This window comes from Gimesia aquarii, from assembly GCF_007748195.1.
GTDB lineage: Bacteria > Planctomycetota > Planctomycetia > Planctomycetales > Planctomycetaceae > Gimesia > Gimesia aquarii.
This window is the reverse complement of the sequence record NZ_CP037920.1, coordinates 2,729,889-2,746,130: the sequence shown is the minus strand read 5'-3', so window position 1 is coordinate 2,746,130 and position 16,242 is coordinate 2,729,889. Positions and strand designations below refer to the sequence as shown.

General features: G+C 47.0%; 10 protein-coding genes. 6 read left to right on the top strand and 4 right to left on the bottom strand.

The window, feature by feature from the left end:
* Positions 1 to 2: 2 nt before the first annotated feature.
* Entirely contained in the window at positions 3 to 2,372 is a 2,370-nt protein-coding gene (locus V144x_RS11010; protein ID WP_144985213.1) for a phosphoketolase family protein, read from the bottom strand.
* A gap of 630 nt (positions 2,373 to 3,002) precedes the next feature.
* Between V144x_RS11010 and V144x_RS11005 the strand changes: the two genes are divergently transcribed.
* Positions 3,003 to 3,473 carry a hypothetical protein gene (locus V144x_RS11005; RefSeq protein ID WP_144985212.1) on the top strand — a complete coding sequence of 157 codons (471 nt, stop codon included), beginning with the start codon at positions 3,003 to 3,005 and terminating at the stop codon, positions 3,471 to 3,473.
* A 12-nt stretch (positions 3,474 to 3,485) separates the two neighbouring features.
* Positions 3,486 to 4,418, top strand: a complete 933-nt coding sequence (locus tag V144x_RS11000) for an SMP-30/gluconolactonase/LRE family protein (RefSeq protein WP_144985211.1) — start codon at positions 3,486 to 3,488, stop codon at positions 4,416 to 4,418.
* 123 nt (positions 4,419 to 4,541) lie between these two features.
* Here V144x_RS11000 and V144x_RS10995 read toward each other — a convergent pair whose 3' ends face one another.
* Positions 4,542 to 5,852 (bottom strand): hypothetical protein, encoded by a 1,311-nt coding sequence (locus V144x_RS10995; RefSeq protein WP_144985210.1) that lies wholly within the window; start codon positions 5,850 to 5,852, stop codon positions 4,542 to 4,544.
* Positions 5,853 to 6,085: 233 nt separating this feature from the next.
* Between V144x_RS10995 and V144x_RS10990 the strand changes: the two genes are divergently transcribed.
* From V144x_RS10990 to V144x_RS10980, 3 genes are all read left to right on the top strand, one after another.
* Entirely contained in the window at positions 6,086 to 6,541 is a 456-nt protein-coding gene (locus tag V144x_RS10990; RefSeq protein ID WP_197998866.1) for a nuclear transport factor 2 family protein, read from the top strand.
* A gap of 87 nt (positions 6,542 to 6,628) precedes the next feature.
* On the top strand, positions 6,629 to 7,411 hold the full coding sequence (locus tag V144x_RS10985) for an alpha/beta fold hydrolase (protein WP_144985208.1): 783 nt from the start codon (positions 6,629 to 6,631) through the stop codon (positions 7,409 to 7,411).
* 194 nt (positions 7,412 to 7,605) lie between these two features.
* Entirely contained in the window at positions 7,606 to 11,328 is a 3,723-nt protein-coding gene (locus tag V144x_RS10980; protein WP_144985207.1) for a DUF7133 domain-containing protein, read from the top strand.
* A gap of 130 nt (positions 11,329 to 11,458) precedes the next feature.
* On the opposite strand, the gene V144x_RS10975 is transcribed toward V144x_RS10980, so the two are convergent.
* Positions 11,459 to 13,561: a TerD family protein gene (locus V144x_RS10975; RefSeq protein ID WP_197998865.1), complete on the bottom strand. Its 2,103-nt coding sequence runs from the start codon at positions 13,559 to 13,561 to the stop codon at positions 11,459 to 11,461.
* A 688-nt stretch (positions 13,562 to 14,249) separates the two neighbouring features.
* Positions 14,250 to 14,606: a VOC family protein gene (locus V144x_RS10970; protein WP_197998864.1), complete on the bottom strand. Its 357-nt coding sequence runs from the start codon at positions 14,604 to 14,606 to the stop codon at positions 14,250 to 14,252.
* 336 nt (positions 14,607 to 14,942) lie between these two features.
* Between V144x_RS10970 and V144x_RS10965 the strand changes: the two genes are divergently transcribed.
* Positions 14,943 to 16,088, top strand: a complete 1,146-nt coding sequence (locus tag V144x_RS10965) for an outer membrane lipoprotein-sorting protein (protein WP_144985206.1) — start codon at positions 14,943 to 14,945, stop codon at positions 16,086 to 16,088.
* The last annotated feature ends 154 nt before the right edge of the window (positions 16,089 to 16,242 follow it).

Sequence of the window (16,242 nt, the reverse complement as noted above, 5' to 3'; positions counted from 1 at the left end):
CCTTACTCTTCCCTTCCCGACCACGTCCAATTGAGAACTTCCGGCATATCTTCGCCATATTCTCTTATGTACTGCTTGTGTTCGATCAGTTTGTCGCGCATCGCTTGTTTTAAGTAGGCAGCTTTAGCCCCAAGGTTGGAAACACGGTCGATTACATCTTGAACAAGATGAAAGCGATCGAGATCATTCAGCACAACCATGTCAAACGGTGTCGTTGTCGTTCCCTCTTCCTTGTAACCGCGGACATGAAGATTTTTGTGATTTGTTCTGCGATACGTTAAGCGATGGATCAACCAGGGATAGCCATGGAACGCAAAAATAATTGGCTTATTCGTTGTGAACAGGCTATCGAAATCGGTATCCGACAGTGCGTGGGGATGTTCACGGGGAGATTGGAGTTTCATCAAGTTGACAACATTGATCACGCGGACCTTCAACTCAGGCAACTCTTGCCGAATGATATCGACGGCCGCCAGTGTTTCGAGCGTCGGCACATCACCACAACATCCCAGAATGACATCGGGTTCACTTCCCTGATCACTGCTCGCCCAGTCCCAAATGCTAATTCCTGCTGCAGTGTGCTTGATGGCTTGTTCCATAGACAGCCATTGAGGCGAAGGTTGTTTGCCGGCCACGACAACGTTTACATAATCACGGCTACGCAGACAATGGTCAGTAATCGAAAGCAGACAATTCGCATCGGGTGGTAGATAGACACGAATGATCTCGGCTTTCTTGTTAACGACATGGTCAATAAATCCAGGATCTTGATGACTGAATCCATTATGGTCCTGCCGCCAGACATGTGATGACAAGAGATAATTCAACGAAGCGATAGGACGTCGCCAGGGAATTTCTTTCGAAACCTTGAGCCATTTAGCGTGTTGATTGAACATCGAGTCGATAATATGAATAAATGCCTCATAGCAATTAAAAAAGCCATGTCGTCCCGTTAATAGATAACCTTCCAACCAACCCTGACACTGGTGTTCTGAAAGCATTTCCATCACACGGCCCTCAGGTGAAAGGTGGTCATCAGTCGGTAAGATCTCGCCCACAAAACCACGGCCCGCCACTTCAAATACGTTGGCCCAGCGATTCGAAGCGTTCTCGTCTGGACTGAAGATCCGAAAATTCCGTGATTCAAGATTGAGCTGCATCACATCGCGAATGAACTTGCCTTGGACGCGTGTTGCTTCCCCTTTCACACTTCCTGGATAAGGAACCTCAACGGCATAATCCCGGAAGTCTGGTAACCTCAATCGTTTTAAAAGAGTCCCACCATTCGCATGTGGGTTGGCTCCCATTCGCAATTCGCCACTCGGCGCGAGATCGGCAATCTCTGTTCTGAGACAACCCTGCTCGTCAAACAGTTCTTCGGGCTTGTAACTCTGCATCCACTGTTCGAGCAACTTCAAGTGTTCCGGATTCTCGTGCATCTGCCCCAGGGGCACCTGATGGCTACGCCAGCTGTCTTCGACCGGCAAACCATCGACTTCCTTGGGACAAGTCCAGCCTTTAGGCGATCGGAGAACAATCATCGGCCAGCGGGGACGTATAAAACCTGGGTCCTGTCGAGCTTTGGTAACAATGTCTCGAATCTCCTGAGTAATATGATCCATGGTCGCAGCCATGAGCTGGTGCATTTTCTCAGGGTCTCGGCCTTCGACATAATAGGGATTGTAGCCATAGCCACGCAAAAGGTGATCCAGTTCCTCATGGCTGATACGCGCCAGAACGGTCGGATTGGCGATTTTGTATCCATTCAAATGCAGGATTGGCAAAACGACTCCGTCGCGCTCAGGGTTCAGAAATTTGTTCGAGTGCCAGCTGGTAGCAAGCGGACCTGTTTCTGCTTCGCCGTCACCAATCACACAGGCAACAATCAGGCCTGGATTATCGAATGCAGCGCCATACGCGTGCGACAAGGCATAACCTAATTCGCCCCCTTCATGAATACTCCCCGGTGTCTCGGGAGCGACATGGCTGGGAATACCACCGGGAAAACTGAACTGTTTAAATAGTCGCTTCATTCCGGCTTCATCTTGTGTAATGTTGGGATAATGTTCGGTATAGGTACCCTCTAAGTAGGTATTCGCCACAAGTCCAGGTCCGCCATGCCCGGGTCCGGTAACAAACATAACATTAAGCTCATGTTGTTTGATAATACGATTGAGATGTGCATAGATAAAATTCAACCCCGGTGTTGTTCCCCAATGACCGAGCAAACGAGGTTTCACATGTTCCTTGTGTAACGGCTCTTTCAGCAGCGGATTTTTGAAAAGATAAATCTGGCCGATCGACAAATAATTTGCTGCCCGCCAGTATGCATTGATGAGGTTTAGTTCTTCGGGAGAGAGGGGATCTGACATGTTATTTCCTCAAATATTGCTACTCTGTCATTTTCACCACACACAGAGATTGGCACACATGATTCAACAAAGAAATCAGGAACCGATTTTAGTCTTCCCTGACTTCAACATATATTAATACTGTAACAACCAGTCACTTATTCTGTCCACAAATAGCTAACTGATCTTTGGACTCACAATTATGACGATTTCTATTGGCTCATTACTTCTAAACAATCCTACCTATAAGTTTGGATTCTTTTCTATTAAGTTATGCACCAGTGGAACTGAAAGAGTTTATTGACTTCACAGGATTGAGCTCAAATTAATCTTTCTTGGCGGGAGGCTCTCTATGTATTGGCAAGGTTCGCATGTGTTTTTGATGAAGATTTCATGAATCGCAATTTGTGATCCAACTTGCCTGCAGTATTGCAACTAGAGTGAGCCAGTCAAGTTTTTTTAAACGAAAAAAAAATGTGGATCCTTATTTCGTCAATCCCTAGAATTTTGATACAGATCCATACACGCACTTAGACATGTTGATCGACCAATCATTTTTAGGTAGAGGACTTATTAAAGGGCCGATGTTGACAGTATATGCCACTTTGATATGATTTTTTAAATCTATCATCTAGTGGGATGTATTGCAATATGGTGTTTCTGAATGTCCTATTTCTGCTCGTTTTGTTTGTAATCACCTTCGCCGGAATTGCTACGCTTGTTACCTGCGTACTCATCCTATTTGGTAAACAAAGAAAAGCTAGATGGATCAACACAACGTTTGTCGTTTATTGCGGTTGTATTGTTGCCTTTTTCTTTGTTAGTTCACGCCCATCAGCAGTATTCGAAAGACAACTCGGATTTCCTCCACCTTCAATTGTCCATAACCTGAAATCTTCACAATGGATTCTTGGTGATTATGGTAAGATCACCTTGTCATTCATGGCCGATCAAAAAGTTCTTGATCAGATAATCAAACATAAAATTAAACGAATGCCTGACATCGGAAAAACACAACATTTTCACCGCAAGTTTTCAGAGCGATTTGCTACCGAAACCGAAGATATTTATTTTAACAAATCTACAGGACGTATCTCGTATACTTGGATTGGTGTCGACTAGATTGTCATTGAAATGACTCCCTCAGAGAGTGATAACCAAATATCAGTTAAATCTGTTTTCGATTCACAGGATGTCGTAGGTGAAAGCATCATCTGGGATGACCGTAATGGAAACCTCATCTGGATTGACATCGTCGGTAAATGTATTCACAGGCTCCAATTGACTACAGGTAAACACAAAGTCTGGCCAACTCCTGATTTCATCACATCGCTAGGACTACGGGAAGACAAAGGCGCCATTGTCAGTTTATCGAAAGAACTTTGCTGGTGGGATTTTGACGAACATTTCAGCGCTTTTTTGGAAGTAGAACCCGACCAACCCGACAATCGGATCAACGAATGCATGGTTGCCCCGGATGGCTCATATTGGGTAGGAACCATGCAGAACAATTTACATTCAAACGGTAGTCCCAAGGAGGTCACCGCGAGCCTTGGTGCTTATTATCGAGTCACTCCCAATGACGAGTTACAAAGGCTGACCAAAAATATTTATGGCATCACCAACACCATGGCGTGGACCGACAACGGTCGATTTTTAACTGCTGACTCCCTGGCCAATAAGATCTACGCGTTTCGATACGATGACAAAACAAAGACACTTTCCGACCGGAACCTGTTTGCTCCCGCCTTTGAAAGAGGCAGCCCTGATGGTTCCTGTCTGGATGAAGAAGGATTCTTGTGGAATTGCCGTGTCGCTGGCGGAGGCTGTCTTGTTCGCTATGCCCCCAATGGGAATATTGATCGGGTCGTCGACTTGCCCTGCACCTGGCCCACAAGCTGCACGTTCGGCGGAGACAATTTAGAAACGCTGTTTGTCACTTCAGCACGCTTCACAATGAGCCCGGATTATCTCAACAATAACCCACACGAAGGCAACCTCTGGGCATTGAAACCTGGAGTCCGCGGTCAGCTATGCAATCGATTAGGAAGCAAATCCAAAATTTAGTGTGGAGTTTATTGAAAATTCAGCTACTTTTAAGGAGTTGTGTTGCGCAATAGAGAACTTAATCTGGCGATTTCGTAGTTTCCAATTCGTGCACCCGCACTTGGCTTAATGTCAGTTTATGAATCATTTTCGAATCTGAAGTTCTTTCATGATTTCGTCATGTAATGACTCTCCGAATTGGGTAGCTGGTTGGTCCCTACTCCATTTGTATTTGTAACGTTCGAGTGATTCACAGGCCCGCAACATCATTGCAGCCGATTCCGGACATTGATCCTGCTTGAAATACAAGAGTGCCCGCTCGATCCAAGTCATCACCATCATTGATAATCCTGGGCTGAGCTGTCGCCCTGGCTCACCCATGATTGCAATGGAAGCAGGTGCCAAATCCGCAATTCCCTGCTGAGGATTCGTGTTCATTTTATCAACCACTTTGCTGACATCTCCATCGCGCAGCAAGCTATCTGTCCATTTACGATTCCGATTCACAAACAAGTTAACGGATGCAATCTCGACATCTTTCATTTTGCTCGATCCCAAAAATTTGATGAGCTTGTCGTCGGCATTGCCATAGGAGAGCATCAAAGCGAAGATTCGTTCGACCATTGAATGAGACGAGAGACTCTCAGATTCACGTTGCAAGTCACGTACTATCTGTGAAGTCAGCCAACCTTTCCAACGACCGGCGATCAATAGAATTAAACTTGCTACGGGTGTCGTCAGCAACAGCTCCTGTGACTTGACGGAACCTCGTGCGGTATCAAGCAGACGAGAAATGGATTGCTGCCATAACATCATAAACCCGGTTTTGATTTGTTCGATGTCGACTTTGTATTTATTGGGAAAGGCACAAATCATCTCAAATTTTGAAATGACATTCTGGCACAGCGGTCGATAGAGCTCAAAGCCTGGCGACAATATCGCTAAGGTGGCTTCAGGAGTTTTCTCCTCGCACGCAATCACTAATGCACCAGCCAATCCCCAATCGGTGGCCGCCTGCATGAGTTTGGTCACTCTCGCCCGCGAAATGGGAGGTCGACGCGAGCGCCCATACTGTGCCTGCCCCATCCCGCCCCGCACTGCAAAATAACATTTCTTCTGTTTTGCCGTCGCAAAGCGTTGTACGGCAGTATAAATCATTTCGGTGATTAAGTGAGAAGACGCGGTGGGGAACGGGTTCAATTCAATCTGATTAACATTGACTGCGTTCAAGTTGCGTTTGTTGGATGTGCGTGTCGCGTGCGCTTCCCTGCGATAACTTAAAATATATTCGCGTAATGCTATCGCCTCGCTTTCGGGGCCACCATTTTCCAGCAGACGTGCCGCCTCCGATTTGAGCATCCGCAACATATCGGTATCCTCAATTCCGTGGTAAGCAATGCGACTTGATGATGTGTTGATAAACCTTGATATAAACGTCTGAATTTGAGTATCCATTTCCCTGGTTTCATCCGTGTCCATAACTTGTCGTACAAGCCATCAGTGCACCGACCCTCAAAATACATATGCACTTAATTCATTTATTTATTTGCTGTTACGCCGCCAGAAATAGCCACAGTGTGTTAACAGGGTAGCCACGAACGCTTCCCAAAACGGCGTAGGAAGTATAGGAGGCAGTCATAGTCAAATCTATGACTTACAACAACATTCTCGGAAACAGGATTTCTATAATGACACACCAGCTAAATGAGATGCTCGACACACTTTCAAAAATTGATATTTCCAATTTGGACGCATGTAAGGAATGCTTTTCGCCTGACTTGATTTGGCATTATGAGAACGCCGAGCTGCCAGAGCAACGAGGTGAAGTACACGGCGTCGAAGGTCTCAACCTTTTCTTTCAACGCGTGCTCAATACGCAAAACTACTCGTTAAACGTTGAAGTCATACACGCACACCCTGTAGGTGACGAACTGCTATTAATGCATACGCGCAACCGAACCAGTTGGTGTAGACGAGAAGTGGAGTTTGACGTCGCGCTGATCTGGCGATTTGAGGGCAGTCGTGTTGTCGAAGTCTGGGACGTGCCTGCTGTGACATCTGGCATGCGGATTTTATCAGACAATTCATCAGAGAAATCGCATACGAATACGCTAGGCACGAACGCTTCCAAACACTGTAAATAAGAAAGCTCCAAAATTAATTGAGACGATTCTCATATTTATTCAAAACATTCTCAATATTGAGAGAACACCAACGATAGAGGTACACCGATGCTATACATTAATAATCATGGTAATACAGGAGATGTTCCCATTCTCTTTCTGCACGGCGGAGGATACGCCGGAGATATGTGGAACGACATCATCAATGCGATGCCGGGGTTCAATTCAATTGTCGTTGATCTCCCCGGTCATGGGAAAAGTCGCGAAGTCCCTCTGACTACACTTGCCGACGCTGCTGATGCCGTTGTTGAAACACTATCCACCAATTGGAATGGTTTAGGGCCCATTAATATGGTTGGCTTATCGTTTGGCAGCTATGTGGGGATTAATTTGATTATACGATTTCCACACCTGGTAAGCTCCGCGTTTTTGAGTGGCTTTGCTGTAGATCAGATTCCCAACGGCTGGTGGCTGAGAGTGATGGGAACTGTGATCTCTCCGATTGCGACTCAGCGTTGGTTTCGTCGTCTGTCAGAGCAATCCATGAACATCCCGAAAGGAAATGCCATGGATTGCTGGCGAGATGGTCCCAAAACAACGCCCTCTACCCTGCGTCGTATTCTGCAGGAAGTGACTCGTTTTGAATTGTCAGAAGAAATACTCGAATCGATTTCAACGCGAATCCTTGCAGTGGCGGGAAGCCAAGAACACCCCGCCATTCTTCAGTCGCTCTCAACACTCCAATCTTCTTTGTCAAATGGGATGTCCGGTATCGCTCCTGATCTCGGACACGCATGGCCGGCAGAAGCTCCCGACCTCTTTGTCTCGTGTGTTCGTTCATGGATTATCCGACAAGAATTTCCAACGGGGCTCACAAAATTAGAAACTTAAGAAAGTTAAGAGAGCAACTCTGTTATATGAATATGCGCATTTTAGTATATTTACAAGCCTCTGATGGGCCTGTATAATTTTTTAAATGCCCAATCCATCAAGGAGTTTCGGGCTTCTGGAGAAGCGGTATAGTATCTGAACCCCACGCTTCTCTGCTTCGTCTTTCCCTTTGCATTAATCAAGGCTGAGTCTTCATGCGATTTCCTACCTGCGTTCTCTCTTTTCTCTGTGGAATTTCATTATCGATATCAATAGTTTCTGCTGCCTCGACGGATGGCCCTCTGGATCTTCGCAAAAACGAACGGGTCGCTGTAGTTGGAAACTCACTGGCAGAACGAATGAACCTCTGGGGACACTTTGAAACGTTACTGCATACACGATTGCCTGAGAAACAAATTGTCTTTCGTAATTTCGGCTGGCCGGCGGATGAAGTAGGCAATCAACAACGGCCAAGCAACTACACAAAGATCGATGATCCTCTCGAAGTGTTTTCCCCACAAACATTCATCTGTTTCTTCGGCTTTAATGAATCATTTGCCGGCGATTCTCAGGAAATCCTAAATGAGTTTGTAACCAATTATCGTAAGTACATCACGACACAAACGGAACGATTCACCAAAGAGGGCCGTAAGCCGAGGTTCGTACTGATCAGCCCGATTGCCTTTGAATCTACGGGAAACCCTCTTCAACCCTCCGGCGTCGAGCATAACAAGAATCTGGCCGCGTATACGGCTGCGATCAAAAAACTGGCGGCAGAAGATGGACATCAATTTGTTGACCTGTTTGCAGAAACAAAGCAAGCCTTTGCGAAGGATACCGGGAAGCAATTTACGATTAATGGTGCGCACGCCAACGAAAAAGGTGATCGACTGATTGGCGAGTTACTGGATGCGAAACTGTTTCAATCGAGCCATCCGATAGGCACAGCCGGCTCAAAATTTGAAAAAGTACGGCACTGGGTCAACGATAAATCCTGGTTCCACGCACAGGACTATCGGATGTTGAATGGTTGGTATGTGTATGGCGGCCGTCGTACCTGGGATTTGAAAACGTTTCCCGGAGAGTATCAGAAAATTCGTAAGATGGTCGCCGTACGTGACAATTATGTATGGGATCTGGCCGCAGACCGTAAAGTTCCTGAAAAACCAGACGATTCGAAGACGGGGGAAGTATTTATCCCCGAGACCATGTTTGGCAGTCGTGACGAACGCTTCCGCGAAATGCGCGAGCCTAAAGAACTCAAGTACCCGACTCCAGAAGAGTCAATCGATATGATGAAAGTCCCTGAAGGATTCAAAGTCGAACTGTTCGCTTCCGAACGTGAATACCCCGAACTGGCGAATCCCAATCAGATTGCCTTCGATAATAAGGGACGATTATGGGTTTCTTGCATGACTAATTATCCGCAGTGGCTGCCAGGCTCCGCAAAACCGGGCGACAAGCTGCTGATCTTTGAAGATACTAACAGCGATGGTCGTGCCGACAAATGCATTACGTTCTACGATAAACTGATCTGCCCGACTGGCTTTGAATTCTGGAATGGCGGTGTGCTGGTGGTGGATGAGCCCCGCATTCTGTTTCTGAAAGATACAGACGGCGACGACAAGGCCGATCTCGTCGAAGAACTCATTGATGGAATTGCAACAGACGACACGCACCATACAGTAGGCGCGTGGGAATATTCAAACGGTGGACTGCTCCATATGCTTGAAGGAGTTTCACTGTCCACTACATTGGAAACTCCGTATGGAGCTTTCCGCAACAAAGGCACTGCCGGTTGTTACACACTCGATCCACGCACGCTGAAGTTTCGTCATTTTCGAACGCCGGGTTATGGTAACCCGTGGTGTCTGGTGTTTGACAAATGGGGCAACGGCATGGTGGGGGATGGGACCAACGCCAAACAGCACTGGACCAGCCCCCTTTCAGGGCTGGAAGTCAGTACGCGACGCACGCTCGAACCCAACTTCGACAATCAGGGCATGCGACCTGCTGTCGGCAACGAATTTCTCATCTCACGGCACCTGCCTGATGACGTTCAAAATCAATTCATCTATGCCTGTGTGATTAATATGCATGGTCTCCCGCGTTTCAACATCCGTGATCAGAAAGAGGGCGCTGGTTTTGAAGGTGAACGCATCGACGACCTGCTTTCGTCGACTGACATTATCTTCCGCCCCGTCGATCCTAAAATTGGCCCCGATGGTGCTGTCTGGTTTGGCGACTGGTGTAATGCCTTGATCGGCCACATGCAATACTCCCAGCGTGATCCCAACCGTGACCACAAACATGGCCGCGTCTATCGTCTGGTGAATACCAAGAAGCCACTGTTGAAACCAGTCACCCAGGCTGGCAAGTCAATCGAAGAACTGCTGGAACAGTTGAATGCATACGAATTGCGAACACGCTATCGCGCACGACGAGAACTCTGGGATCGTGATCAGACACAGGTTCTGTCGGCCGTCAATCAATGGATCGATGGCGTTGACGATCCCAGACAGTTGTGTGAAGCGATGTGGCTACAGGAAGCGTTTCGATCGGTTGATACCAAACTGATTGATCGAATCCTCGCGACGGACGAGTATCGTGCCCGGGCTGCTGCGATACACACATTAACCAATGAAATGGAACGTCAGCCGAATCTGAAAGACTATCTGGCTAAAGCAATCAAAGATCCCCATCCACGTGTTCGTCTGGAAGCGATTCGTGGTTTGAGCTTCTTTGGTTCAGAAGAAGCAACCGAACTGGCCCTCTCTGCGACGGATCAGAAAATGGATTACTGGATTGATTATACACTGGAGCACACACTCCACGCTTTGAAGCCGGCATGGGAAGTAGCCGAAACGAAACCAGAATTCCTTTCCAAGTCATCGGAAGCTGCGAAAAAATACCTCAGCCGGTACAAAAAAATGATGGGACCGGGAGGAGCGGCAGTGAAGCCACTTGAAATCGCAGAGACCGAAGACGCTCCCGAAAGCAAACGCAAAGCGGCCATCAGACAACTGGCATCGATGCGCGGTGGTAATGTCAAACGGGGCGAGGGCGTGTTCAAGCAGGTCTGTTCGGCATGTCACATGGTTGGCGATCTAGGAAAGAAGTTCGGACCTGATCTCAGCGACATTGGTCAGAAGATGAAAAAGACCGAACTAATGACATCTATTTTGATGCCAAATGATAAGATCGCCAAGGGCTTTGAGACAGTCGCTATCGTTACCGACGAAGGCATTGTTCATACAGGATTCATTCTAAGCGAAAATGAGGACATGATTTCACTCGGTATCGCCAAAGGAAAAAAAGTCGAAGTCCCCAAGGATCAGATTGAGCTTCGTAAGCCGATCAAAGCCAGTTCGATGCCTGAAGGCCTGATTAAGACCATTGCACCCATCGAATTTCTCGATCTGGTTGCCTATCTTTCACAGCAAAGACAGATTCGCGCTGTTCGAGAAAAAGATGGCTGGATCAGCACAAAACAAAAGACAGTCAAGTTGCGAAAACTGAATGGCTACCCGGAAATCTCACGCGACGCTGCAATCAAGACCAGTGGTCGCTATTCAAATTCCGGCTGGAATGAGGACATCCATCTGTTCCTGACCGACGTCCCACGTGAGACATTCGATTTTGCATTTCACTCAGATCTGGATACAGACTCTCCGCACGTCACCATTCGGTTGGCGAAAGACTCAGAAATCCGATACCTGTGGTTGCGAAATCGTAAAGGGCTGCCACAACGTGCCAAAGGCTTAACGGTCTGGATTTCCAGCGATGGCAACAACTTTGAAAAAGTTTGGACTGCTGAAAAAGTTCAATCAGACTGGACCATCGAACTGCCAGAAGGAACACGTGCCCAATATGTTCGCGTCGGCCTTGAAGGCAAGGGAACACTACACCTGCATCAAGGGGCGATCTATGGAAAGTGAGATTTGTCACAATTTAGCAGGTATTTGAGCATACTTTAAGCGTGTTCTCGATTCCAACTGTCACCATGATATTTGAGCAACTCAAGATCAGTTAGATGTTCGTGAGCTCATATATGAGCTCTCTGTTCATTCAAGCCAGATACTCACTCATAATAACACTGGTGTCGAATGCCGTCACCGTTCCCTCATGCAAACCAAAAATCGTATCGGCCTCTTCGGGTGATTCGACGAGTCCTTCTAGATGCATCTGGAATAGTTCCCAGAGTGTTGGTTTCTGCAGTTCAACAATGGATCTTCCAATGTGGGTAAAGCCGACAGAGTTCTGCAAAGCATTGTTGATTTGACCGATACTCTTCAATCCGAGATCAGCCCAATAAGCCTTACGCTCCTGAGCATCGATGATGATAGGAACACAAGCACGGCTTACCGCAGTGATGTCCATTTTATCCTGAACCGTTTTAGGTTCAAAGATTTCTCCTGAATTGGGCTTCTTCCGCATCATCCATCCACCGAAGCACTCAGGAAGCGCAATGAATGGTTGATGGCTGTACGAGAGCACGCTCATCACAACATAACGGGCTTTCATCTCAAGTACCGACGACAAGTTGATGTCAATGAATTCACAGGCTCCCTGTGGAGCGGAGGTAATGTCACCGCTGTGATAACACTGTCCTTCTCGGAGGTTGTAGTAGGAAATGTCGCCTTTTAACTCCCAGGCTGAGTCGAAAAGTGAAGCTGACAAGTCGAGGTCCACGCGTGCGTGCCATTCGTCCCCTTGCGCGATGTTTTTCCACCAACAGAAAAAACGAACCGTATCACCATCGGGAAGATCAAACTTCGATCCTCTGGTAATCGCCCGTAGCGAGCGGCTGGCGGAACGCTGAGAGAATGGTACAAACTGGTTCTTGAGCCGCTCATCTATAAAAACTTTTCCAAGGGAAGATAAGTTACTGAATCGTTGCACCAGTACATCTCGTATTCCCCGGGAAACTTTTTCAGCAATACCATCACCCAGAGGGGAAAGGGATCCTGCTTTGAATTGAACTTTGGCTGCATTACCCTTCGGAAAGAAGGCCCTGCTCTCAATTGAATCACGGTTGTGAAAATGTGACCAAGCCTGCAACAACACCGGTGTTGAAACTTTCTGTATCACCGAGAAAAAGCCTTCAAGAATCGCTTCCTGATTAGCATGAGATCGCAGGACATGATCTAGTCGGCGCGCAAAATCTCCTGGTCTCTGGGTCAATAAAGCGAGCGTAGGCTCAGCATTACCTTTAGAGATGGCAGCCTCAACCTTCCCATTAAATGTCTTATATGGCTCACTGTTGCGAAGAACGTCAAAAGACTTCAACGCCTCCGGAAAACGTTTTTTGTAATCACCGGGGTGTAAACGCTCTCCAAGCCGAATCCAGCGAGACTTCCAACGAAGCATATCTTCCGTTCGTGAGCTGCCAGTTTCATTCAGGCAATGCAACAGGAATCGACGTTCCCGCTTTGAAAAATTGCGAAATTTGGTTGGCTCTGCCAGTGAGACATCTCCTTCCGACATGGTTACGGCTACTCGTAACACATCGGTCGCCGTCTTAACGGCTGACAACAGACACTCAGGATCAGGTAGTTTTGCTACCAGAAATGCCAGCGTTTCTTTCTGTGGAATCGCTTCAGGGATCAGATTTGTTACATCTCGGTTGGTTGCAAACCAACTCAAAATTTCTTTGTCTGATTCAGACAGTGATCCATTGGACGCAGCCAGCTTTGTAAAAATGGAGTCGAAATCTTCTTCCGAACCAAGGTCGATCCAGCGAAGTTCATGAAACTCTTCCAGGAGGGGACGCGCTTCCTTTTCGTAGTGTGGTAACACGACGAGGTTCGGGTTGTCCAACAAATCCGACAGCACAAACCCGTAGTAGTGTGTCATGGCATTGAAAAACAACTCAGCATCCGATGCTTCCATAACCTGTTTGGGAAAGTTCGGATACATTGGATCGAATGAACGATGTGCACCGACCATCTTTTTGAGGACAGGCAGGACTTCATCATACCACTCAATTACGGTTTCCTCGAGTAACACAGACAACCGTTCTAAAAGAGGTGCACTCAGACCAAAGCCGAGTGATTGCAAGTTTCTCGCAACTGTGGAAACAACCGTTGGTGCAGCCTTAACCTGGCCTTCGGGTAGAATCACCTTGAGACTTTTAGTGAGATAGATTTCTATTTGTGTGAGTGTTGTCATGAGGCGAATTTAAAAGTCGGGGAAGTTGCCAAAGTAGATTTAACCGGGGCACCGAAGTGCTTACCGGTTCCAAAATAGAAGGAACCTTGATAATAGCCCGACAGTCTCCATTTATACCAAACTCTGAATCAACAGGGAACGTCCCTGCTGCTCCAGGTTCTGAAAATTCAAGCGATGGAACAGTGACACACGGGGAGAGTTACCGGTTCGCCTCACTCTAAAAGTAGTCGAACATTGGCAACATCATTTTTGGGTTCGATTACAGTATGGATGTTATTCTGGTAGCTCTGTAACAAAATTAGCTTAAGGAAGCCTGACAGATCTAGATAGAAGAATCACTCGAAACTTGCAACCACAATCAACTTTTTAATACATCAAGATAATAAGCGAACTAAAAGCCGGGGAAGCTACCAAAGTAAAAGTCGTAGGAAACGAGAGAAGGAACCTTGATAATAGCCCGACAAATTTCATTTATACCAAACTGTAGGTCAATATGAAACTGTGACACTCGATTAGAGTTATCGGTTCGTTTAATGACACCGCTTCAGTGCCCCCACATTTCACGAAGCCGAATCATTGTTTTCAGACGCGCCTTGTTTGAACATTTCATCGAAGCGTCGCTGCTTTTCTTCCGGTGAGACATCTTCAATGTGTGAACCAAGCAGGCATTCGTGGCCGAATGGATCAATCAGTTTGGAGGATCGTTCGCCGTAATATTGATCTTTGGGTTCCATGACAATTGTGGCGCCAGCGTCTGCGTCATCGCGTCCACATCTTCGACGTGAAGATGCACTGACGCCCCTGTCGGTATAGAATCCTGCGGTCCAAGGATTCCGTATTCCGGGTATTCGTCTGATACCATAATTGTTGCTTCGCCAAACTTGAGTTCGGCGTGTCCAATACGCCCGCTTGGCTCTGTCAATCGAAAATCTTCAACGGCTCCAAAAGCGCGCTGGTAGAATTCAATGACGGCCTTGCAGTCCCGAGTCCGCAGGTAGGCATACACTGCATCGATACGGTTGGTTGGTTTCGTGTTGTCGGCCATTGTTTTCACTCCTCATTGGCAGGTAGTCGGCTTTGACGTATGAGACAGCATAACCATTTCCGAGAAACTTGTATTGGATAATAGTTGTCAGCCTGTCCATTCAGGATCATTTCGTTTCACTCTCAGGTTATCGCCAGTGTTACAGCTCGCCGGAACGCTATCGTAAACGAGACACTTTTGCGCTACAAACAAAATCTCTGGGGCAGAACCATTCGAACCTGCGCTGGTAACCATCTCTAGGCACGGGGGGAGACGCTATGGTAAGATAGGAGACATACTAAAAAAGTGAACCGATACGGTTTTGAGCATATTGTTTACTCTCAAAGGAGCGTGATTATGCTGCCACAAGAAACGCTGGTGACTCGAACTGTTGCCTGCAGTCGTATTACGGTGATACTGCTAGCAGTTTTTTTCCTGCCAGGGAGGATCTGTCGTGCACAGGAAAAAACAGATATCGATGTTCCCACTTCCGCCAGTAAGACCGAGGGGGCGGCAGCGCTAGAGGCCCTGATTCAGGAAATCGAAGAAAACGAAGCCTTGTACAAGAAGCTTCAGATTGGCATGGCCCGTTCTATGGTGGATCAGGCTGATGTGTTTCCGTATGACGGACCCAAACCGATTCGGCAGAATTCGAAGCTCTCTCTCATAGTGCAGGGAAACATGTTTCGCAACCAGACTCAGACCAAAGGACTTTTTGTGAGTCGGGCTATATATGCATTCCCGAGCAGTGATCATCCCCTACCAAACATTAAGGTCAACACTGGTACCGAAGAAAACATGAATGTTTTCAATGGAACAATTTTCCGCAGTTTCTGGAAAGATATTTACGATGCCAAAGGTGAAGAGAAACAGCCCCGCATCCGGAAAAAAGGTATAATTTCGGATCAAACACCCGGAGTGATCAACCTGGCTCGACCGCATATGCTGCTGTTTGAATTTATCGGCTCTCGCGTTCCCCTATCGGTCTATCTCAAGGGAATCGAAGCCGTGCGGGAGTTTACCGGTGACTCGGAACTCAAAAGTAAATACAAAACCAGAGTCCAAGTTCGTGGCATTGAGAAAGTTCAGGGCCTGGAATGCACAGTCGTCCGAATTGAGACTGTTGACCCTACAGGAAATTCTCAATCTCGACGAGACCTCTGGCTGGCCCGGGACCGGAATTTGATTCCTATTCGCAAACTGTGTTTTTACTACCGCGACTCAACCGAGTTGCCAAACATGGAGTGCCTTGTCGAAGCATGGCAGGAAGTCCGTCCCGGTGTCTGGTTTCCCAGGAAGGCATATACTGAACGATACAATTCGATGATTTTAAAACGGACAGGGAAGCAGCAAACATCGTGGCGCTATGATTACAGTGTGGAAACGGTTGAACTTGATCCAAAACTGCCAAAAGATATCTTTACAAAACTGGACTTTGAAACAGGGACCCGTGTGAATGTATTTCAAGACGATAAAATGACCAGGAGTTTCACGCAGGAATAACATGTGTGGATGTGATAGACTCTGATTGCAGACAAGTCCCATAGTCTGCCATTTTTGATGAAGCAGCGATGTGAAGATTGAACCGGAGGCCCAAGTGTTTCGAGTGTGTGGATGTCCGTTATTGAGTGTTGTGTTATTTTTCTCCTGTTTCGAG

Coding starts and splice junctions, on each gene's coding strand:
- V144x_RS10995 (WP_144985210.1), bottom strand. CDS start 5,852: ATGGATACTCAAATTCAGACGTTTATATCAAGGTTTATCAACACATCA.
- V144x_RS10980 (WP_144985207.1), top strand. CDS start 7,606: ATGCGATTTCCTACCTGCGTTCTCTCTTTTCTCTGTGGAATTTCATTA.
- V144x_RS11000 (WP_144985211.1), top strand. CDS start 3,486: ATGACTCCCTCAGAGAGTGATAACCAAATATCAGTTAAATCTGTTTTC.
- V144x_RS10975 (WP_197998865.1), bottom strand. CDS start 13,561: ATGACAACACTCACACAAATAGAAATCTATCTCACTAAAAGTCTCAAG.
- V144x_RS10965 (WP_144985206.1), top strand. CDS start 14,943: ATGCTGCCACAAGAAACGCTGGTGACTCGAACTGTTGCCTGCAGTCGT.
- V144x_RS10970 (WP_197998864.1), bottom strand. CDS start 14,606: ATGGCCGACAACACGAAACCAACCAACCGTATCGATGCAGTGTATGCC.
- V144x_RS10985 (WP_144985208.1), top strand. CDS start 6,629: ATGCTATACATTAATAATCATGGTAATACAGGAGATGTTCCCATTCTC.
- V144x_RS11010 (WP_144985213.1), bottom strand. CDS start 2,372: ATGTCAGATCCCCTCTCTCCCGAAGAACTAAACCTCATCAATGCATAC.
- V144x_RS10990 (WP_197998866.1), top strand. CDS start 6,086: ATGACACACCAGCTAAATGAGATGCTCGACACACTTTCAAAAATTGAT.
- V144x_RS11005 (WP_144985212.1), top strand. CDS start 3,003: ATGGTGTTTCTGAATGTCCTATTTCTGCTCGTTTTGTTTGTAATCACC.